The organism is Sphingobium salicis subsp. salicis (genome assembly GCF_049472635.1).
In the GTDB taxonomy this organism is placed as follows: domain Bacteria; phylum Pseudomonadota; class Alphaproteobacteria; order Sphingomonadales; family Sphingomonadaceae; genus Sphingobium; species Sphingobium yanoikuyae_A.
In genome coordinates this window covers 411,424-431,889 of record NZ_JAYRCS010000002.1, presented here as the reverse complement: position 1 = coordinate 431,889, position 20,466 = coordinate 411,424, and the positions used below count along the sequence as shown (strand labels likewise).

The 20,466-nt window shown below is 63.4% G+C and carries 15 protein-coding genes; 7 read left to right on the top strand and 8 right to left on the bottom strand.

Going from position 1 to position 20,466, the window contains the following annotated elements; all coding sequences use genetic code 11:
- Window positions 1-16: 16 nt before the first annotated feature.
- The 3 genes from VHN57_RS26525 to VHN57_RS26515 are packed head-to-tail and all read right to left on the bottom strand — an operon-like array spanning window position 17 to window position 5,879.
- Complete coding sequence (locus VHN57_RS26525; RefSeq protein WP_069335648.1) at window positions 17-1,543, bottom strand: S10 family peptidase; 1,527 nt, start codon at window positions 1,541-1,543, stop codon at window positions 17-19.
- A complete protein-coding gene (locus VHN57_RS26520; protein WP_026109422.1) occupies window positions 1,543-3,084 on the bottom strand; it encodes a S10 family peptidase in 1,542 nt (513 codons plus the stop codon). The genes VHN57_RS26525 and VHN57_RS26520 overlap by 1 nt, the downstream gene beginning before the upstream one ends.
- 11 nt (window positions 3,085-3,095) lie before the next feature.
- Window positions 3,096-5,879: a TonB-dependent receptor gene (locus tag VHN57_RS26515; RefSeq protein ID WP_423286477.1), complete on the bottom strand. Its 2,784-nt coding sequence runs from the start codon at window positions 5,877-5,879 to the stop codon at window positions 3,096-3,098.
- 242 nt (window positions 5,880-6,121) lie between these two features.
- Between VHN57_RS26515 and VHN57_RS26510 the strand changes: the two genes are divergently transcribed.
- The 6 genes from VHN57_RS26510 (at window position 6,122) to VHN57_RS26485 (ending at window position 12,987) form a co-directional block, all read left to right on the top strand.
- Window positions 6,122-6,706, top strand: coding sequence for an RNA polymerase sigma factor (locus VHN57_RS26510; protein WP_026109424.1), 585 nt, complete (start codon window positions 6,122-6,124; stop codon window positions 6,704-6,706).
- Window positions 6,690-7,640, top strand: a complete 951-nt coding sequence (locus VHN57_RS26505; RefSeq protein ID WP_069335650.1) for a FecR family protein — start codon at window positions 6,690-6,692, stop codon at window positions 7,638-7,640. The genes VHN57_RS26510 and VHN57_RS26505 overlap by 17 nt, the downstream gene beginning before the upstream one ends.
- 592 nt (window positions 7,641-8,232) lie before the next feature.
- Entirely contained in the window at window positions 8,233-9,753 is a 1,521-nt protein-coding gene (locus VHN57_RS26500; protein ID WP_069335651.1) for a TolC family protein, read from the top strand.
- Window positions 9,750-10,754: an HlyD family secretion protein gene (locus VHN57_RS26495; RefSeq protein ID WP_017502347.1), complete on the top strand. Its 1,005-nt coding sequence runs from the start codon at window positions 9,750-9,752 to the stop codon at window positions 10,752-10,754. The genes VHN57_RS26500 and VHN57_RS26495 overlap by 4 nt, the downstream gene beginning before the upstream one ends.
- Window positions 10,751-11,878: an ABC transporter permease gene (locus tag VHN57_RS26490; protein ID WP_017502348.1), complete on the top strand. Its 1,128-nt coding sequence runs from the start codon at window positions 10,751-10,753 to the stop codon at window positions 11,876-11,878. Before VHN57_RS26495 ends, VHN57_RS26490 begins: the two co-directional genes overlap by 4 nt.
- Window positions 11,875-12,987: an ABC transporter permease gene (locus VHN57_RS26485; RefSeq protein ID WP_017502349.1), complete on the top strand. Its 1,113-nt coding sequence runs from the start codon at window positions 11,875-11,877 to the stop codon at window positions 12,985-12,987. Before VHN57_RS26490 ends, VHN57_RS26485 begins: the two co-directional genes overlap by 4 nt.
- Window positions 12,988-13,364: 377 nt before the next feature.
- Here the strand turns inward: VHN57_RS26485 and VHN57_RS26480 are convergent, their stop codons facing one another.
- From VHN57_RS26480 to VHN57_RS26460, 5 genes are all read right to left on the bottom strand, one after another.
- Window positions 13,365-13,592: a hypothetical protein gene (locus VHN57_RS26480; RefSeq protein WP_423286472.1), complete on the bottom strand. Its 228-nt coding sequence runs from the start codon at window positions 13,590-13,592 to the stop codon at window positions 13,365-13,367.
- Between the two features lie 112 nt (window positions 13,593-13,704).
- Window positions 13,705-14,916, bottom strand: coding sequence for an IS256 family transposase (locus tag VHN57_RS26475; protein ID WP_099231114.1), 1,212 nt, complete (start codon window positions 14,914-14,916; stop codon window positions 13,705-13,707).
- A 118-nt stretch (window positions 14,917-15,034) separates the two neighbouring features.
- The gene (locus tag VHN57_RS26470) at window positions 15,035-16,363 is read right to left on the bottom strand and encodes an IS630 family transposase (RefSeq protein WP_423286470.1); all 1,329 of its coding nucleotides are present in this window, start codon (window positions 16,361-16,363) and stop codon (window positions 15,035-15,037) included.
- A 600-nt stretch (window positions 16,364-16,963) separates the two neighbouring features.
- The gene (locus VHN57_RS26465) at window positions 16,964-18,037 is read right to left on the bottom strand and encodes an alpha/beta hydrolase (RefSeq protein ID WP_069335652.1); all 1,074 of its coding nucleotides are present in this window, start codon (window positions 18,035-18,037) and stop codon (window positions 16,964-16,966) included.
- Window positions 18,038-18,053: 16 nt separating this feature from the next.
- Window positions 18,054-19,253, bottom strand: coding sequence for an MFS transporter (locus VHN57_RS26460; protein WP_423286468.1), 1,200 nt, complete (start codon window positions 19,251-19,253; stop codon window positions 18,054-18,056).
- Between the two features lie 107 nt (window positions 19,254-19,360).
- On the opposite strand from VHN57_RS26460, the gene VHN57_RS26455 reads away from it, so the two are divergent.
- Window positions 19,361-20,284 (top strand): LysR family transcriptional regulator, encoded by a 924-nt coding sequence (locus tag VHN57_RS26455; protein ID WP_017502354.1) that lies wholly within the window; start codon window positions 19,361-19,363, stop codon window positions 20,282-20,284.
- Window positions 20,285-20,466 lie beyond the last annotated feature (182 nt).

The following is a 20,466-nucleotide window of genomic DNA, read 5'->3' as shown; positions in this document are numbered from 1 at the left end:
GTCGGTATTACCCCGCCTAATCCGACTTTGCCTGAATGAAGCCACGGACATCGCGCGTCACATCATTGAAGGTCTTGCCGTCGAGATACAACATATGGCCCGAAGCATAATGGCGGCTAATGAGGTTCGGCCTGAGTGCGGGCGGCAGGTAAAGATGGGCGAGATCAAATTCGGTCGCGAAAAAGGGCGTAGACAGGTCGTAGTAGCCGCTCAGCGACAGGACCCGCATCTGCGGTGCGCGACGCATGGCAGCGCCCAGATCGATGGCGACATTGGCCATCGCATTTTGGCGCGGGCCGCCCGGCGGCATATGGCTCCAGTCCCAGACCGGAAAGAGCGTAGGCGTGTTCACCACATAGTCGCCGTCCGGCGCATAGCCCAGGTCATGGGCGAGGTAGGCGGAGAAATTGGCGATGATCGCGCCTGAGATTGCATCGTCGGCCGGATCGCTCTGCGCCATATCTGCCGCATTGTCCCCTTCGCTGCCGGTAAAGCGAGTGTCGAACCCGCCCGTAACGGCCCCGCGATCCCGCAGCAGTTCTTTGCGGAAGCGGTCGGGCGACACATGCAGGTCGGCCTCGCGCAGATAATCGGGGCTGAGGCCCGTCAGCGACGCCATCTGCGCAATCACGCTTTCGTGCTCCTGCGCACCGATATCCTGCCCTTTGGCCAGTGCTGCCGCATAAGGGCCTTGCGCGAACTGGCGCGCACGGGCGACATGCGCCTCCAGCCCTGTGCCCCGATCTACCTTGCCATGATACCAGGCGGTGGCGGCATAGCTCGGCAGATAATTGATATCCATCCGGTCGAGGCCGGGCGCGCGCTGGGCAAAATTGAGGATGGAGGACATGAGGATCACACCATCTACCGGCATGCCGCTGTCGATCAGCCGGTAGGAAACCATCGCCGACCGGGTGGTGCCATAGGATTCGCCAAACAGATATTTGGGCGAAAGCCAGCGATTGTTGATCTCGACATAGCGCCGGATCGCCTGTGTGAAGGCAGCAGCATCCTGGTCATTGCCCCAGTAAAGCTTCCCTCCCTGTGGATCGAGCCCGCGCGAATAGCCCGTACCCACGGCGTCGAGGAAAACCATGTCGGTAGTATCCAGCAGGCTGTCGGGATTGGGCGCGAGGCGCGGCATGCGGCCGCCCCCTTCCCTGCCCTGCGCCTCGACATCGACCGGCACCCGCACCGGCGCAAAGGAGGCCATGTGTAGCCAGATGCTGGAGGATCCAGGGCCGCCATTGTAAAAGAAGGTGACGGGTCGCCGCTCCCCTGCCTTTGGCGCGACCGTGTAGGCGACATAGAAAAGGCTCGCCCCCGGCTTTCCCTGCTTGTCCTTGAGCAGCAAGGTGCCTGCGGTCGCGGTGTAAGGCAGCTTCGCCCCGTTGGCCGTTGTCAGGATATGGTTGGTGATCACCCGCTTTTCTGCAGCCGGTTCTGACGCTTGTGTCTGCGCCGGTTTGTCGGCGGCGCAGAGCGAAGCCGTGGGCGACGCGAGTGTGATTGCCGCGATGGACGCGCTAAGCAGGCTACGCATCAGCGGGTCGTCGCATCATAGAAGCGGTCGAGATCGACCTTGAGCTTTCGCGATGCGGCCTCATCCACATAGGTCATATGGCCGGACTCATAATAGGAGAAGCTGATATTCTGGCGCAGATTGGGCGTCAGATAGAGATGCGAGACATCGAATTCCGCGCCGGCAAACGGCGTTGCCAGATCATAGAGCCCCGCAATCACCATCACATTGAGATTGGGGTTGCGCTGCATGGCGCCGGCGAGGTCAAGCGCGGTGTTGGGAACCGGAATGGGCTCATCGATCCCTGGCGCCTTGTGATGATTGTCCCAGGCCGGCGCGATCACGCCATTATAAAGTGGCCGATATTGCAGGTCCGGCTTGTAACCGATGTCACGCGCCAGATGATCCTGGAAGGTGGAAAGATGGGCACTGTTGACGCCTGCAGTCGCGGCGTCATTGGTCGCCGGGTCATAGGAGCCGTCGCCGCTCACATAGGAGGCCGGCGCGGTGAAGCGGGTATCGAACCGGCCGATGATCAATCCCTGATCAGCCATCAGCGCGCCGCGATATTGTTCCATGCCGACGCGCAGCTTGTTCTTCTTGAGGAAGTCGACCGACAGGCCGATATAGCCGCTGAGCGTGCGAGCCACGGCGTCCATTTCCTCGGCCGACAGCCGGTCCCCCTTGAGCAGCGCGGAGGCATAGGGGCCAAGGGCGAAGGCGCGGACCTCGTCGAGATAGGCCATCAGGTCGGCCGGGTGGGTCGCCGATTTGCCATGATACCAGGCCGTCGCCGCGAAGGAGGGTACTCGCCCGATATCCTCCAGGTCGACGCCGGGAAGGCCGGTGCCCGAATTGAGGATGGTCGACATCAGCACGACGCCGTTGAAATCCATCCCCTGATTCTGGAGCTTATAGACAAGCCCCGCCGACCGGGTGGTGCCATAGGATTCCCCGAACAGGTAGCGCGGGCTGTTCCACCGGTCGTTCTTGGTGATGTAGCGGTTGATGGCGCGAGCGAAGGAATCGATGTCCGCGTCGACGCCCCAGAAGGTCTTGCCCTTGGTATCGCCAATCGGCCGGGAATAACCGGTCCCGATCGCATCGATGAAGATGAGATCGGACTTGTCGAGCAGCGAATAGGGATTGTCCTGCACCACATAGGGGGCCGGCAGGGTCGCCTTGGGGGTCAGCGTCGGTGGGCGCTTTGGCCCGAACCCGCCTACATTGAGCCAGAGGCTGGCCGAGCCGGGACCGCCATTGTTGAAGAAGGTCAATGGCCGGGGCTTGCCCGCACTCGTCCCCTGGGCGGTATACGCGGTGTAGAAGATCCTGCCGCGCGGGACGCCATCATCATCGGTGATGATCAGCGTGCCGGCGCTCGCGTTGTAGGCAATGGTCTTGCCGTTGATCACCATCTTGTGATCGCGGCTGGCCAGTTCCTCCCTCGGTCCCACCTCTTTCTGCCCCTCGGCCGGTGGCTCACTGGCGCGCGCCACCGGTCCCTCGACGACAAGCGCCATCGCGGCGCCCAGCGCCAGCATCGATACAAAAGCCTTCATGGTGGGGAGCCTCATTTGCGCAGGGTCAGCGTCGCGCCGATCGTGCGCGGGCGGAAGGTCACATATTGATAGGGCAGCGTGTAATTCTCGTAGGTGGTGCAGGCCGCGCCCTCACCCGTGGCGCAGCCGGTCCGGCCACCCTCATTGCCCAGCACATCCTTGGAGTTGAGCAGATTGTCGGCGAAGATCGAGAATTCCCAGCCATCGCGGCGCAGGCCGATCCGCGCCGTCATATAGTCAGTCGCCTCCGACATATAGGTATCGGGCGTGAAGCTGCCCGTGCCGGGACCAAAGCTGTTCTGGTAGCGGGAGGCATGTTGCCAGTCTGCCCGCAGATAGGCGCCATAGCTGCCGATATCGAACCGATATTCGCCCGCGATGTTGAAGGCCCATTTGGGTACCGGCAGGCGATCGCCATCGCGGATATAGAGGGTGGACGAAGGGGCCGGGCCAACGACAGCCTGCGTATATTGCGCATCGGTATAGGCGACGAGGCCGCTCAGCGTGAAGCCATAGATCGGCTCCACCGAGGCTTCCAGGTCAAAGCCCTTGGATACGGCCTTGCCGCCGTTGACGACATAGCCAAAGCCGCAGGTCGGCAGGCCATAGCTTGCCTGGATATTGCTCCAGTCGATGTAGAAAGCGCTGGAGTTGAGGCTGAGCTTGCGATCGGACGAGCGCAGCTTCGCACCGACTTCATAGCTCCACAGCGAGTCTGCCTTGTAGGTCCCCGGCGTCGATGTGATACCCAACGCCGTAAGATCCGCCCCGCAGCGCGAGGCCGGCGGTGGCTGGTTGACGCCGCCCACGCGGAATCCCTTGGCTGCCGTCGCATAGAGCATGTTGGCGCTGTCCAGCTGATATTGCAGACCGAATTTGGGGGTGACGGGCGTTTCCTTGACCTTGCCGTCAGTGAGGCCGCCATTGGCGGTGGTCGGGGTCAGGAAGCCGGCAAAGGTTCCGGCCGTGACCTGATGATAGCTGAATTTTTCCCGACTGACGCGCGCGCCGCCGATCAGCTTCAATTTGTCGGTGATCGCGAAATTGGCCTCGCCAAAGACCGCCAGCGACTTTTCCTTCAGGTCCTGATCGCGATGATAGGTGATATTGCCGGGCTCGACCGGCACGCCGAAAATGGCCTGCGCCGGGGCGCCAAACACGGCCTGGGTTAGATCGTCCAGATTGGCGACGATATGATAGTTGGAATTATTCTTGTAGGTGGCGAAGAAGCCGCCCACCACCCAGTTGAAGCGGCTATTGCCGTCATTGGCGAAGCGGACTTCCTGGGTGAAACCGGTGCGCTTGTTCTCGTAGATCGGGGTCGAGCGATAGCTTTCGATATCGGCGACGAGGGGAAAACCGCCCTGGAAATTGCCCGGCTCGATATAGCTATAGTCGGACCGGCCATGGGTGCGGTCGCTGATATAGCTGGAGACCGAGGTCAGCGTGGTGCTGCCGATGTCCAGCTCTGCCTTGAGCGACGGCAGGAAGATGCGCGAGGTGCGCGGCTGCCTGGCGACACAGCGCGGCGTGCTGGCGGCATAATTATCACCCACATTGCAGTTGGCGCCCGTCTGATAATCGCCATAGACGGCAGCGGGATATGTGAAACCATTGAGCGTGGTTTCCGGCACGGTCTGCCAGGCTGTATCGGCATCATGCTGCTCACTCAGCGCATAATAGACCGAAGGCGTCAGGCTGAAATTCTCGGTCGGCTTGAAGAGCAGCGCGCCGCGCAGCGCCCAGTCGTCCGAACTGTTCGTGTCCTTTGCAAGCGTGTCGCCGGTGAAGCGATCGACATGATCGATATAGCCCGCCGTGCGGCGTTGCCACATGCTGACGCGGATACCAAGCCGGTCCTCGATCAGCGGGCCACCGAGCGCAATGCCCAGATCATGATTGACGCCGCCATCCTGGACGAAACCGACTTCCGCACGGGCATAGGCAGACATTTTCTCGAGGCTGGGTTCAGGCGTGATGAAGCGGATCGTCCCGCCGAGCGACGATCCGCCATAAAGCGTGCCCTGCGGGCCGCGCAGCACTTCGACCCGTTCCAGATCGAACAGCGCCGGAACCGGCGTGCCACTGCCCGAAATGCCGATCGCGTTGCGTTTCTGGAGCGGGGCATCATCGAGATAAACGCCGGTCGTCTGCGCGCCGGTTGAAGACGCCACGCCGCGGATCGAGATGCTCGGCACGCGATCGGCCGTGGTCGACGTCTGCATCGAGAGCGCTGGAACCGTGCGGACGATATCGGACACGCTGCGGATGCTGCGACGATCGAGCTGCTCCTGCGGCATCGCCTGCATGCTGATCGGCACACGGTTGAGAGTGGTTGCCGTCTTGGTGGCGGTCACGATGATTTCGCCTCCGGTGCCGGGCTCTGCCTGGGCTGTCGATGCATCGGCCGCCTGAAAGGCGCGAGGCGCGGTCCAGCTGCTGGTTGCGCGGGCCGATTGGAGGGAGCGCAAGGCGACCGGCGTCGTGACGGCACGGGCGCGCGGCTTCAAAGTGATGGCCGCCCCATTATCGGCAACGATTTCGAGGTTAGCGTCGGCAATCAGGCGGCGCAGTGCCGCCCGGGTATCAAAGACACCCATGATGGCTGGCGACCGGACACCGGCGAGCTGATCGGCCGGCGCGATGATCTGGATGCCGCTCTGCCGGGCGAACATCGGCAGCGTCATGTTGATATTGCCGGCAGGCACATTGAACTTGCGGTCCTGCGCCTGCGCGCTGCTGGCTACGATAGCCGTGGTTAGGCTGGCACCGATTAACAGGCTCTTGATCGTCATCGAACGGTTCATTGTCTGGCCCCCAGCCGCTCCCCGGACGCGGCGAATGGATCGGGCCTTTCAGACCGGTTTTCGCATCCTCCCTGTTCCCGTTCCCCCGGGGTTTTGCGCCCTAGATGCACGAGCGCGATTTTTCCCCCAGTGTCGGATTGCACTTTTTTGACATTGCGATCGGACATGGCATTTTTTGGATGCATGCATGGCGTGTCTGCGCGGTTCGCTCGTCATGGGGCTTGCCGAACATGACCGATTTTTCCGACGATCGCGCCTTCTGGCTGTCACGGCAGATCCTGCCGCATGAGGGTAGCCTGCGCGCCTGGCTAAGCCGGCGTGTCCATATCGGCTTCGACATCGATGATGTGATCCAGGAAGCCTATTCCCGGCTCGTCATGCTCGAGACGGTGAGCCAGATCACCAATCCGCGTGCCTATCTGTTCCAGACTGCCCACTCGATCATCCTCCAGGATTTGCGGCGATCCCGGATCGTGCCGATCGGCTCGATCCACGAGATTGGCGCGCTCGAACTGGAGGCGTCCGAGCCCCTCCCCGACCAGTTGGTCGACGAACGCATGGAACTCGAGCAGGTGGCAGCTGCCATTGAAGCACTGCCCCATCGCTGCCGCGAGGTCTTCATGCTGCGCAAAGTGCAGGGCTTGTCCCAGCGCGATGTAGCCAACCGTCTTGGCCTGTCGGAAAGCACGGTTGAAAAGCATGTCGCCAACGGTATTGGCAAATTATTGGATTTCTTCGCGCATAGCGGAAAATGGAGCGCTCGTGCATCAAGGGCACGTAAACGAGACAGCCGGCGCCATGAAAAGAGACAGTAGCGCACATATTGGCGACGCAGCAGCGCGATGGGCTTCGCGCATTGATCGCGCACCTCTGGAGCCCCATGAACAGGCGGAGCTTGACGCCTGGCTGGCGAGCGACACACGCTGTCCGGGCGCCTTCATGCGCGCCCGCGCTGCCTTGCTGCGCATGGACGCAGCCCAAGCCCTGGGCCCGGATTTCACGCCGCAAGCGCCGCGCCTGCACTTGTCCCGCCGCAATGTTCTTGCCGGATCAGGCGGCCTCCTCGCAGCATCGTTCGGCGCATTCCTGTTCTGGCCTAGATCGCAGGTCTATCGCACCGAAACAGGCGAAGTCCGATTGATCCCGCTCGATGACGGATCGATCGCAACGCTCAATACGCAGAGCGAGATGGAAGTCCTATTTACCCGGGAAAAGCGCCTGGTGCGCCTGATACGCGGAGAAGGCTATTTCGAAGTCGCCAAGGACAAGGCGCGACCTTTCATCGTCACTGCCATGGGCGCGCAAGTCCGTGCGGTCGGCACTGCATTTACCGTCCGAACACTGCCCGGCCGTGCCGTGGATGTGCGTGTCCAAGAAGGGATCGTCGAAGTCGGGAAGCCTGCACGCGCCAATCAAGCCGTCAGGATGGCCGCGAATATGGAAGCGAGGATCGGAGACGACGCTGATCGCATTGCTCCCGTTGCCATCACCCCGGACAATGTCCAGCGCGACCTTCTATGGCGGGAGGGACGCCTGAGCTTCGAAAGCGAGACGCTCGCGAACGCTGTCGCTGAGTTCAACCGCTATAATCGCACCGCCATCATCCTCGCCGGCGAGGGCATCGGCAAAAGGCATGTGACGGGCCTTTTCTCGGCAACCGATCCGCAGGGCTTTGCTCAGGCCATCGCCCTAAGCATGGACCTCAGCGCTCGTTCGAACGAAAAACAGATCGTGATTGAGAGCCGCTGAGCAGTCCACGATCCAGCATATCCTCGGACACTGCTCAGTTGAGCTAGCGCGGAAAACCCAACCCACGATCTCCCCGTCGACGGCCAACATCGAGAAAATCCTAATGATAACGGACGGTCCGTTTGTGAGAGGCGCGAAGTGGCGGCTGAAAGGCCGCAAAGGGTCGCGAGTTGCCTAAGCGTCGAACACCTTGGGCAGGGACTTTGCTGCCGTTCGCCTGCGGCATGTCGAACGGCGCCTCTCGTCAGAAGCCGACATTCAACGTTCGCCCGACCGGCCTCTGGTTATGTCAGAAGCTTGGCCGTTATACCAAGGATCATAGATGATGACTCCCCGCGCCAATGCCGAGGCGATCAAGGCGGCGGGCATTTTCCAGCGCTTTTATGTCTCGACCGGCATCGGCCATGAGTTCCTGACCTAGGGGCCAAACCTGTACGAAATGGCGCCGTTGCTGTTTCGCGACCGCACGGGGGCGGGGCATCCGAGGAATTCAATTGCGTGCGTGTTTCATTGCAAATATGCGTAATCGAAGATCACGCCGTCGCGGGAGCGACCCTCGGCGGCGTGGCAGGCAAAACAGGGGCGGAGCAGGGTGCGCAGCACGAAGCGGCAGGATCTACACGTCGCGCACCGTCGCTGCAGCGGGCCTGCCGCGCTCGCCCTACTGCTCGCCTCTACCGGCACCGCAGTAGCGCAGGAGGCGCCGCCGCCCCCGCTCAGTTTTCAGGCAGCGCTCGCCAGGCTCGACAAAGCCTCACCGGGGCTCACCGGCGACGACCATGCCGTCCGCGCCAGCGAGGAAATCGCCGCCGCCACCCGAACGCTGCGCCGCCCGGTGGTCACCGCCTCGGCGAGCGTGATCGAATATCAGAAGACGCTCTCGGTCGACCTGTCCGAGCCCAAGGCCGATGCGCTGAGCGCCACCAACGGCTTTCTAGACCAGCTTGGCGGGCAATTCTCCGGCGCGAGCGCGCAGATTGTGGCGCAGGTGACCCAGCGGATCGGCGCGGCCCTGCCCCGGCTGTTTGGCGCGATTCCCAACACGCTGGAGTTCCAGACGCGCGACACCGTGTTCCGTCCGGCGATCACCGCGGCGATGCCGCTCTATACCGGCGGCGCGATTCCCGCCGTCCAGAAGGGCGCGGACGCAGCGGTAGGCATCGCCCGGGCCAAGCAGGCGGGCGGGCAGGATCTCTCCCGCGTCAATCTGGTGCGCGCCTATTTCGGCCAGAAGGTCGCGAGTCAGCTGACCGTATCAACCCGCGAACAGCTCGAAGCCTTCGACCGGCACCTCTCGGACGCGCGCAAGCTGGAAGCGGAAGGCGTGCTCGCCCATGCCCGGGTGCTGGAGGTGGAGGTCGCGCGCAACACCGCCCAGCGCGCCTTCGAGCATGCCCGCAGCGAGGAGGCGATCGCCACCGATACGCTGGCGCGGCTGCTCGATCAGCCGCTGGGCGTCACCGCCTCCACTCCGCTGTTCGTCCATTCGGAGCCGCTGCCGCCGCTCCAGCGCTTCCTCGACGGCATCGACCAGTCGCCGCGCGCGCAGGGTGCGGATGCCGCCAAGAGCGCAGCGCAGGCCGGGGTGGATCTCGCCAAATCGCGTTATCGCCCCCAGGCCTTCGCCTTCGGCAGCTACAACGCCAATCGCAACAACGCGCTGCCGACCGAGCCCGACTGGATCGCCGGCGTCTCGCTGCGCATGACCCTGCTCTCCAACTTCGATCGCCAGAAGGCGCTCTCGGCCGCCCGCGAGAACCAGGCCGCCGCCGCCGATGCCGCCGCGCAAGCGCGCCGCGACGTCGCCGGTGAGATCGTTCGCGCCTGGAACATCGCCGAAGCGGCGCGCCGCTCCTTCCTGCTGCTCGATGCCAACCTCGCCGCCGCGCAGGAAAATCTGCGCGTGCAGCAGCTTTCCTTCCGCGAAGGCGAGGTCGCCTCATCGGCGCTGATCGATGCCGAGGCGGCGCTGTCGACAGTCCGCACCCAGCGGCTCGCCGCCGCCTATGAATATGACCTGGGGTTGATGGCGCTGCTCGCCGCCAGCCACCGCGTCGACGACTATAGCGACTTCATGGCGCGTGCCGACCGGCACGTGGAGGACCAGCAATGACCGACGAGACCGCGGCTCCGCCGCGCCGCAAGCCGCCCATCCTCGCGATCGTGCTCGGCATCGCGGTGCTGGTGCTGATCGTCGGCGGGCTGTGGCTCGCCAACCGGCCCGCACCCGAGCAGCTGCAGGGCATGGTCGATGCCGACGAGGTCAATGTCGCCACCAAGGCGCTCGCCCGCGTCGAGACTCTGGTGGCCGAGGAAGGCCAGCGCGTCCGCGCCGGCACGCTGCTCGCGACGCTGTCGAGCCCGGAGATCGCCGGCGGCAAGGCGCAAGCGCAGGGCGCGGTGGACGCCGCCCGCGCGATCGCCTCGGAAACCAATGAGGGCGTGCGGCAGGAGGACATCGCCTCGTTGCGCTCCACTTGGCAGGCGGCGCAGGCGGCAGCCGACCTCGCCGCGGTGACCAGCCGGCGCACCGCGAACCTTTATGCGCAGGGCGTGGTCGCGGCGCAGCGGCGCGACGAGGCGGCGGCAGCGCGCGACGCCAGCGCCAAGCAGGCCGAGGCCGCGCGGCAACAGTATCTCAAAGCGCTCGCCGGCGCACGCCCGCAGAACAAGCAGGCGGCCAACGCCCAGGTCCGCATCGCCGAGGCGGCGCTGCAGACCGCCACCGCGCTCGGCAGCGAGACCCAGCTGGTCTCGCCGATCAACGGCGAGGTTTCGCGCAAGCTTGTGCAGCCCGGCGAAGTCGTCAGCCCGGTGATCCCCGCCTATCAGGTGCTCGACATCGACCATAGCTGGGTAGCGCTCACCGTGCGCGAGGATCGCTTCAAGTGGATCGCGATGGGCAAGCGGCTGCACGGCCACATCCCCGCGCTCGGCCGCGACGGCGATTTCGCGGTCTATCATATCGCCCCGCGCGGCGACTTCGCGACGTGGCGCGCAACGCGGCAGGCTTCGGGCTATGACGTCCGCGCCTTCGAGGTGAAGCTGCGCCCGGTTACGGCGATCCCCGGCCTGCGCCCCGGCATGAGCGTGCTGTTCGACTGGCCGCAATGAGCGCCTTCGGCCACGCCTTGGGGGCGGAGCTGCGCCATCTGGCGCGGGACCGCTGGGACCTGGCCGGGCTGACGCTGATCCCCGCGCTTCTGCTGTTTCTGATCGGTGCGATGTTCTGGCAGGGATCGATGCGGCGGCTGCCGATCGTGGTGATTGACGACGATCGCAGCTCGGCGAGCCGCGATATCCTGCGCGCGATCGACGCGGCGCCGCTGGTCCATATCGTCGCGATGCGCGCCACCGAGGCGGAGGCAGTGGAGGAAGTGCGGCGCGGCCATGCCAATGGCTTCGTCCACCTGCCCAAGGATCTCGGCGCGGGGCTTGCCCGCCACCGCACGCCGGTAATCCGCATCCTATACAATGCCAGCTTCCTATCTTCCGGCTCGCAGGCGGCGAGCGGTGCGGAGAGCGCGGTGCAGGCCGCCGCCGCGTCGCTGGTGGTGGACCAGCTTTCCGGCCACGCCCTGCCCCCGGATCCGACGCGGCGCTTCGCCGTCGAGGCGGTGCCGCTCAACAACGCCGCGTCGAGCTTCGAGTGGTTCCTCGGCACGCTGATCTATCCGGCGGTGCTGCATCTGGTCGCGGCGGTCACCTCCGCGATGGCGCTGGGCCGGGAACTGGAGGGGCGGTCGCTCGGCGGCTGGGCGGCGCGCAGCGGCACGATCGTGCCCGCACTGTTCGGCAAGCTGCTGCCGTATGTCGGAGCCGCAAGCCTGTGGGGCATCGCCTGGCTGCTGTTCGTGACGCTGGGGCGCGGCTGGCGGGTGGAGGGCAGCGTAGCGGCGATCGTCGCGGGGCAGACGCTCTTCTATCTCGGCACCGCCGCGATTTCCGCGCTGCTCGTCGCAGCCACGCGCGAAACCGCCACGGCGCTGTCGGTCTGCGCGGTCTATGCGGGTTCGGCGTTAGCCTATGCGGGCGCCACCCTGCCGCTCAACGGCGGCAGCGGCTTCGCGCGCTTCTGGAGTGAGGTGCTGCCCCTCACCCATTACCTCGCGCTCCAAACCGGGCAGCTGGGCGGACAGGATGTCGCCACCATCTTCCCGCCGATTCTGGCACTGCTCGCCTATGTGCTGGTGCCGGGCGCGCTCGCCTGGCTGCTGATCCGGCGGCAGGCGCGATGAGTTTCGCCGCCGCCTTCCGCGCCACCTGGGCGACGGTGCTGACCTCCCGCACCCTGCTCAGCACGATGCTGCTCGCGGTGGTGCTCTATGCCTTCTACTATCCGGCGCCCTACAGCCAGGAAGTCGCTCAGCAACTGCCGGTGGTGCTGGTCGATGAGGACGGCAGCGCGCTCAGCCGCGAGCTGGTCCGCAACCTCGAAGCCACGCGCGCCGTGATCGTGGCCGAACATGCACCGAGCGTAGCCGAGGCTCAGGCGCAGCTCCGCGCGGGCAAGGTGGACGGCGTGGTGCTGATCGCCCGCGGACTGCAACGCCAGCTGCGTACCGGCGCGCCGGGGGCCGGGATCGCGGTATGGGTCAATGCCTCGTACCTCCTGCGCGCCAGCACGATCGGCGAGGCGGTGACCGAGGTGCTGCGCGATCTCGCCGTCGAGAAGCTGGACGTGCTGGGCCAGGCCGTGCGCACCGGGCCGCCGGTCACCATCGTCCGCGAGCCGATGTTCAACCCGACCGCGGGCTACAAGGGCTATGTCTTCCCCGCCGTGACCATCGTCATCATCCAGCAGACCCTGCTGTTCGGCGTCGCTACCTTCGTCGGCGGGCGGCGGCGCGATGGGCGCTGGCGGATGGGGCATGGCGAATATCTCGGCACGTGGGCAGCGTTCACATCGGTTGGGCTGCTGACCTGCCTGTTCCTGTTCGGCTTCATCTTCTGGGTGCAGGGCATCCCGCACGACGAGAATGTCGCGGGCATGCTGCTCGCCGCGCCGTTGTTGGCGGCCTCGGTCGCCGGGCTGGGGCTGTGGCTGGGCAGCTATTTCGACCGGTCTGAGCGGGCGATGATGATCCTCGCGCCCACCTCCGCGCCCTTCTTCTTCCTCTCGGGCACTGCCTGGCCGCTCGACCAGATGCCGGGCTTCGTCCGCGCGGTGGCTAAGCTGATCCCCTCGACCAGCGGCGTGCAAGTATTCGTGCCGCTCAACCAGATGCACGCCAGCCTCGCCGACGTGGCGCCGGGGGTGCTCACGCTCCTCGGCCTTGCGCTCCTCTATGGCGGGCTAGGCTGGTGGCGGATCACCGGGCTGCGTCAGAAGCTGAAGCTGAGCTAGCCGGCGACGAAGTCCGAACTCGCATAGCCTGCCTTGGCCGACGCCGGCCCAGCGGCGAGATGCTCGTAGCGGCCGGTCAGCGACAGCCGCGGGGTGAGTGACCAAACCTCCTGCAGCCGAGGGACATCGGAGGTCCGAGTGTGGCGGACTTCACTCTTTATACCGAAGGCGATCAACCACGATGCGGAAGGCTGTGGTTGCCTAGGGCCGCTTTCGGCCCGAGCGGTCGTTCAAAGTGACTGGTGGGAACGGCTTGAGCTGGTCGACTGACGCCGCCCCCTCCTGACGTGTCGGAAGGCACTTTCGGGAAATGCTGTTCGTCCGCCCCCGGAAGGTTGAGCATGCCAAAATTCAAAAGCGCCCACTCGAGCGGATTATTATCTCCAACGCGGATCCTTGCAATTATTGCTATCTGAGAAGGTGGCCTCGCTACGCTCCTCACCCCAGATGCGCTTGCCAGCCCGCTTGGGATGCTCGCGAAAGTGCTGGTTGCGCTCGGCGAAATAGCTGTTGATGGCTGCCCGTGCTTCGTCGACCGACTCATAATTGCTATTGTGGATGATTGCCCGAGCCATCCCGCTGAAGATTGATTCAATGACGTTCAAGAACTGAGCGCCCGCTGGCAGTGGAGCCGTTTCGACGCGCGGGCGTCTAGCCACCTCGGGGTCACGTCCGTCAATGTGGTGTAATTTCGGTGCTGGCCATCGGGCTGCATTTTCAGGCGGCCTTGGGTGTAATCTGTAGCGGCTGAACCTCCTCGGTTATGGGTGTGGCAAGGGCGGCCATGCCCTCGATCTGCATGTAGCGGTGCTGGAGCTGGTATTCATCGTTCTGCTCGAGCAGGACGGCACCGACGAGGCGGATGATGCTGTCCTCGTTCGGGAAGATGCCGACAACATCGGCGCGGCGCTTCACTTCCTTGTTCAGGCGTTCCAGCGGGTTGGTGCTGTGAAGCTTGACCCGGTGCTGCTCGGGGAAGGTCATGTAGGCGAGCACGTCGTGCTCGGCATCGTCCATGCAGGCGCCGAGCTTGGGCCATCTGGCGCGCAATTGATCGGCGACCTGACGCCAGACCTGAGTTGCGGCCGCATGATCGGGCTGGAGGAAGACTTGGCGGATCGCAGCAGCAACAACCGTGTTTTGGCCCTTGGGCACGTAGGCGAGCGCGTTCCTCATGAAGTGGACGCGGCAGCGCTGCCAGGTGGCGCTGAGCACGCGGGTGATCGCTGCCTTGAGGCCCTCGTGGGCATCGGAGATGACCAGCTTCACGCCGGTCAGGCCGCGGCGGGAGAGGTCCTTGAGGAAGCTCGACCAGAAGGGCTCGGCTTCGGAAGGGCCGATGTGCAGGCCGACGATCTCGCGCTTGCCCTCAGTGTTGACGGCGACGGCGATTATCGCGGCGACACTGACGATCCGTCCCCCCTCGCGCACCTTGAGGTAGGTGGCATCTAGCCAGAGGTAGGGCCAGTCACCGGCGAGCGGGCGCTTGAGGAAGGCATGGACGCGCTCGTCGATGTCTTTGCACAGCTTTGACACGGAGGACTTGGATATCCCGGTCATGCCCATCGCCTGCACCAGCTCATCGACGCGCCGGGTGCTGACCCCGGCAATCCACGCCTCCTGGATTACTGCGACCAGCGCCTTCTCAACAGTCTTGCGCGGCTCCAGGAAGCCGGGGAAGTAGGCGCCGGTCCGCAGCTTGGGGATCTTGAGGTTGAGCGTGCCGAGCCGGGTATCGAGACTGCGGTCGCGGTAGCCATTGCGCCAGGTCGTGCGTTCGCCCGATCGTTCATGGCGGCCAGCGCCGACCAGGCCGTCGACATCGGCCTCCATAATGATCTGCAATACGCTCTCGGCGATCGTACGCAGGAAATCTCCATCTCCGGTCTTCGCCATCAGTTCGGCAAGCGGTAGTCTGTCGTCGGTCATCGGGATCAACTCCTCGGTGGGCGTGTGAAGTGTGGTAACTCCACCTTACCGATGAGCCCGGTGGCCACCGAGTTCGAAATCGCATGGGGTTGGGCATGCCCAACCCCATGCGATCACCTCAATCTACACCGGAAATTACACCACGAGCGCGGACGCTAACCACCTCGGCGATCGCATTGTGATCCTGGATCCGTTGGTGCAGCTTTTTCGACATGTGCCAAGACGCGGCATCCCATGACAGATAGAGAGTGCGTCGATCGGCATATTGCTCGATCAGCACTTCCATCATGCGTATCATCTCGGCTGTATTCTTTCGCTCACTGTAGAAGTGCGTGACTTGGTTTCCGCTTAACTCCAGCGCCGCCGTCATGATCATGCAGCCCTTTGATCGCTGCCATTGTGGGACCACACGGTGTGGGCCAGGAGGATCGAGCTTGACTCCGGACTTCATTTTGACTGCGAAGGGGCCGAACTCGTCGATCGAGAAGAAGGCCTCATCTGACGCCAGTTTACCCAATATGGTCTGCACAGCCGCCAGTTTCTCCCGGTAGGCAGGGTCTTGGGATGTCAGCACGATCCTCGCCTTGCGCCATTTCCAGCCGGCATCCTTGACGATCTGCCGCACAACGTGAAGGCACGCCGGATGCCCCACCGAGGTTAACACCATCCGGAGATCGCGCATGGTCCAAGACGTACGATTGATGCCATGATCTTTTGGCGGCTCATGGAGAATGCGGAAAACGGCGGCCTTCAGATCCTCTTGCTGAGCCTTCAGCACTCCCCTGCTTATTGGGGCAAGCAATTGCTCGACGCCGCCAGCTTGGAACGCTCGAATATGGCGTCTGCAACTATTCCGGCTTAGCCCGAGGCACGCAGAGATGCGCCGGATCGGGAAGCCCTGCGCATAGGCTAGGACAGTGATGGCCCGATTGCGCCGCCGGCTGCTGGGATCATGGACGCAAGGCAGAAGCTTTGAAGCGACCTCGGCTGACACACGTAACGGGGTTCCAAGGTGGTTTCCCCTAAGCTCATTGATCCAATGCGCCACCTCAAGCCCCTGCTCGGCACGGCGGTCGCGCTCCAGACTGAGAGCGATGGTCGAGCCCGCAGCCGCTGCGTCAGCCTTGAGCCGATAGGCTCGGGACCCTTGAGCGAAAGCCACGCATGCGCCTGATGCGTCAAAGCCAAACGGTCGAACCGCGATTTTCACATACGAAGACTGGGCTTTCCGGCATTGCCTGCGGACGGCATCATAACTGCCAAGGCTGCCATGCTGATCTCGCAGCGACTCGTAAATCGCCTTCATCGTGCGGCGCTCCCGCTGCGGCTTCGCTTCATCCTCGATAAGCATTGAGGTGATAGTGGGCACATACGGGGCGATTGCTGGCGGGCGGCTCGGACGGCGATATTTGGCGGGCTGCTCCTGCGCGAGCATCTTGCGGACCACGGCTCGGCTAAGCCGTTGCGATCGGGCAACTCCTCTGATCGACTGCCCGTCGATCAAGACGAGTTTACGAATGCGGGCCCATTGGACAGGATCTGTATGCATCGCCGGGGACCTCCCAGCTGACATCATGCCGGATATGAGTTAATGCCTGTCGAACTCCGGCTGTGACCGAATCTCTAGCGCCCATTCTGCACTCATTGCCCTCGGCATAGATCTCAGCTCTCGTCAAAATAGCGTGAAGCCTGATGCCCTCGTCTCAAAACCGCTTGTGCCCCCCTATCTATTCGACTCCTATCAACGTCGCGACAGACCGGTTTCGACGTGACCGGACATTCATATTGCCGCGTAGGAAAGGCGAGATTTGGTCGCGACCTGCCGGTTACCGGACAGTCCGGACCTGGGGATGCGAAATTGGTGCCTGAATGGCGACAAAGGGTCGGCAGCGACCCCGCGTTAATCCCTGCCGCCGCTTTGAACGGGAGCCCTTCTCAAAGCCAGCCATTTTCGCAAGTCTGGCATCTGCCAGACAGAATGGCACTGGCAATGAGAATGAATCCCTTTGACAGCATAGTAGGTGGGCATGACGCCCACCCACTTGTTTCAGGCCGCGAGGTGGTCGTTGAAGAATGTCGTGAGCTTGTCGAACGGGATGATGTCAACCTGATCGTAGAGGTCCGTGTGCGTGGCGCCAGGAATGATCATCAACTCCTTGGGTTCAACCGCTGCCGCATAGGCCGTCTCGCTGAAATAGCGCGAATGTGCCTTCTCGCCATGGATGAGCAGCACCGGTCGGGGAGCGATCTCCGCGATATAGGTTAGGATCGGCAGATTGAAGAACGGCAGCGGCGTGGTGAGCGACCATGCGGCGTTCGAGTTGATCGCGCGGGGATGGAAGCCGCGCTTCGTCTTGTAATAGGCCGCATATTGCACGACGAACTCGGGTTCGCCGCCCTTCAGCTCCAGGGAGACCGGGCCATAGGCCGGAGTGCCCTTCTCGGCGTCCGTCCAGCGCTGGCGGCTCATCTGCTCCAACGCCTCGGTGCGCTGCTGCGGGGGCGTGCTGTCATTATAGCCCTTCGACATGACGCGGGTCATGTCGTACGTGGTGCTGGCGACGACCGCCTTGATCCGCTTGTCGATGGCGGTGGTGCTGAGCGCCATGCCGCCCCAGCCGCAGATGCCGATGACACCGATGCGCTCGCGGTCGATCTCCGGCCGCAGCCCGATGAAGTCGACGGCCGCGCTGAAATCCTCGGTGTTGATGTCCGGCGATGCGACGTTGCGCGGCTCACCGCCGCTCTCGCCGGTATAGGACGGATCGAAGGCGAGCGTTGCGAAGCCGCGCTCGGCCATGGTCTGAGCATAAAGGCCCGAAGACTGCTCCTTGATCGCCCCGAACGGACCGCTGACCACGATCGCCGGGAGCTTCTCGGTGCCGCGCTCCCTGGGGAGATACAGATCGGCTGCAAGCGTGATGCCGTAGCGGTTCTTGAACGAGACCTTCTGGTGATCGACGGCGTTGCTGCGCGGGAATGTCTTGTCCCAATCTTGTGTCATATCTGGAGCCTTTGCTGGGGAAATGGAAGGGATCGAAAGCACGCCAAGGGTGACGAGACCGGCTGCGCCAGCCCTGAGCACGCCGCGGCGCTCGAATGAGGAGGATCGGTCGGTCATGGCTGGGCTCTCCTTGTCAGGCCAATTGTTCGGCGAAGATCGGCATGGTGCGGATGCGCGACGTGACGACCGCCAGCAGCGACGCGATAACGAGTAGGGCGGCTGCGACGCTGAACGGGCCGCGATAGCCCCAAGCATCGAACAATGTGCCGCCGACCATCGCGCCGAGCATGATCGCAAGCTGGATGATCGCGACCATCAAGCCGCCACCGGCTTCCGCCTCATGTGGCATAGTCTTGCTGAGCCAGGTCCACCATCCAACCGGCGCGGCGGTGGCGAGCAGGCCCCAAAGGGTGAGGAGCAGGCCGGCGGTCAGGGGCGTGCCGTCAACTTCGACCAGCGTGATGGCAATGACTGCCAGCATGGCCGGGATGGTGATCAGCAGGCTGTAGTGGTGTGACTTGAGCAGCCAGCCAATCATGATCGTGCCAACAAAGCCAGCAATGCCCAGCGCCAGAAGTATGGCCGAGATCAGCGGCGCGTCGTTCCCCGTCACCAGGTCAAGGAACGGACGCAGATAAGTGAGCAGCGTGAACTGACCGAAGAAGAACAGAGAAACGGCAATCATGCCGATGGCGAACTGCCGATGTTTCAGCAGAGCGAACACGTCGCGTGCGCGGATCGTCGCTTTTTCGGGTGGCAGGGCCGGAAGGCTGCGCCACTGCCAAACGAACGCGATGACGGCGAGCGGCACCACGCAGAAGAAGGCGCCGCGCCAGCCGATCAGGCCGCCGAGGAAGCTGCCGATGGGGGCGCCCAATGTGGTCGCGACCGCATTCCCGCCATTGAGGATCGCCAATGCCTTAGGCACGGACTCCTCGGGCACGAGGCGCATAACGACTGCTGCCGATATTGACCAGAATCCGCCGATCGCGACCCCGAGCAATGCGCGCCCTGCCATCAGCAGCGGGGCATTGGGCGCGAGTGCGACCATCACGCCGGACACGACCATCAATGCGGTGAAGATTAGCACGACGCGACGCCTGTCAGAAACGCCGATGATCGCCGAGATGAACAGGCTAGTGATGAGCGCGAAGAGGCCGGAGATGGCAATCGACTGGCCAGCATGCCCCTCAGTGATCGCCAAATCGCGCGCGATCGGGCTCAACAGGCTGACCGGCATGAATTCCGATGATATCAGTATCGTGGCGCACAGCGCCATTGCTATCACCGCGCCCCAGGCAGGCGCTGTCGCGATTTTGCCGGATGCCGGCATGGTCTACCTCGTAGTTCTCGGATGAATTTCTCCTCCACTATCTAGCCCGCGCGTCGATCCATAATTAGAGGTCTAAATCTTCTGATAATCAGTAGGGATTTTAATTAATGGCGCGGGACACGCTGAGCGACATCACCGCCTTCGTCCATGTGGCGCGCGAGCGCGGTTTCACCAAAGCAGCCGGTAAGCTCGGGCTTTCCCAGTCCGCGATCAGTCAGATCGTCAAGAAACTGGAGGACCGGCTCGGGGTCCAGTTGCTCGTCCGCACAACCCGCAGCGTGGCGCCGACAGAAATCGGCGAGAGGCTGCTCCAGAAGGTCAGTCCCTATCTGGACGGGATCGAGGCGGAACTGGCCGCGGTCAACGAAGTGCGAGACAGGCCTACGGGCAAGATCCGTATCAGCGCATCGGACCACGCCATCAACGAACTTCTGCTGCCCAAGCTGACCGCTTTCATGAGGGACTATCCTGACGTCAGTGTCGAGATGATCACCGACTATGGTCTGATCGACATTATCAGCGAGCGCTATGATGCGGGCGTGCGCTACGGCGAAACTCTGGCGAAGGACATGATCGCCGTCCGCATCGGGCCGGACGCCCGCATGGTCGCCGTCGGCTCGCCAGACTACTTCGAGCGTTATGGTCGGCCTGAAAGCCCGTCCGATCTCCAGTCGCACAATTGTATCGGGCTGCGCCAGACCTCCGGACGGCTCTACGCCTGGGAATTGCAGCGGGAGGGCGAGACGGAGATCAAGGTGCAAGTCGGCGGGCAGCTAATCTTCAATAACAGCTATTCCTGCCTCGGCGCAGCCGTTGCAGGACTGGGTCTCGCCTTCATCCCGCAGGATCTGGCGGAAGCACATCTGCAAGCCGGCAGGCTGGAAATCGTACTCGACGAGTGGAGCCTGCCATTCCCCGGCTTCTATCTCTATTATCCGACGGTCACGCAGCCATCGCTCGCCTTCTCGCTGCTAGTCGAGGCCTTGCGGTATCAATGGCCGGAACGGACCATAAGATTGGGCGGCAAGTAATCGTGGAGCTGCGCGTTGCAGGGCGACCAAGGAAAGCAGACTGACCGCATCTGGGCATCGGAAATCGACGGCTGAGCGACCGCAAAGGGTCGAAATTTCACGCCGGTCCATCCGGGGCCGAGATTGCCATTTCGCCAGCATGACCGCCGCCCACGGCCGCTACGATAATCGCGAACCTCGAC

Excerpts from the sequence above, each read along its gene's own strand:
- VHN57_RS26465 (WP_069335652.1), bottom strand. The coding sequence starts at position 18,037 with ATGACCGACCGATCCTCCTCATTCGAGCGCCGCGGCGTGCTCAGGGCT.
- VHN57_RS26520 (WP_026109422.1), bottom strand. The coding sequence starts at position 3,084 with ATGAAGGCTTTTGTATCGATGCTGGCGCTGGGCGCCGCGATGGCGCTT.
- VHN57_RS26460 (WP_423286468.1), bottom strand. The coding sequence starts at position 19,253 with ATGCCGGCATCCGGCAAAATCGCGACAGCGCCTGCCTGGGGCGCGGTG.
- VHN57_RS26510 (WP_026109424.1), top strand. The coding sequence starts at position 6,122 with ATGACCGATTTTTCCGACGATCGCGCCTTCTGGCTGTCACGGCAGATC.
- VHN57_RS26455 (WP_017502354.1), top strand. The coding sequence starts at position 19,361 with ATGGCGCGGGACACGCTGAGCGACATCACCGCCTTCGTCCATGTGGCG.
- VHN57_RS26485 (WP_017502349.1), top strand. The coding sequence starts at position 11,875 with ATGAGTTTCGCCGCCGCCTTCCGCGCCACCTGGGCGACGGTGCTGACC.
- VHN57_RS26525 (WP_069335648.1), bottom strand. The coding sequence starts at position 1,543 with ATGCGTAGCCTGCTTAGCGCGTCCATCGCGGCAATCACACTCGCGTCG.
- VHN57_RS26475 (WP_099231114.1), bottom strand. The coding sequence starts at position 14,916 with ATGACCGACGACAGACTACCGCTTGCCGAACTGATGGCGAAGACCGGA.
- VHN57_RS26515 (WP_423286477.1), bottom strand. The coding sequence starts at position 5,879 with ATGACGATCAAGAGCCTGTTAATCGGTGCCAGCCTAACCACGGCTATC.
- VHN57_RS26505 (WP_069335650.1), top strand. The coding sequence starts at position 6,690 with ATGAAAAGAGACAGTAGCGCACATATTGGCGACGCAGCAGCGCGATGG.
- VHN57_RS26495 (WP_017502347.1), top strand. The coding sequence starts at position 9,750 with ATGACCGACGAGACCGCGGCTCCGCCGCGCCGCAAGCCGCCCATCCTC.
- VHN57_RS26490 (WP_017502348.1), top strand. The coding sequence starts at position 10,751 with ATGAGCGCCTTCGGCCACGCCTTGGGGGCGGAGCTGCGCCATCTGGCG.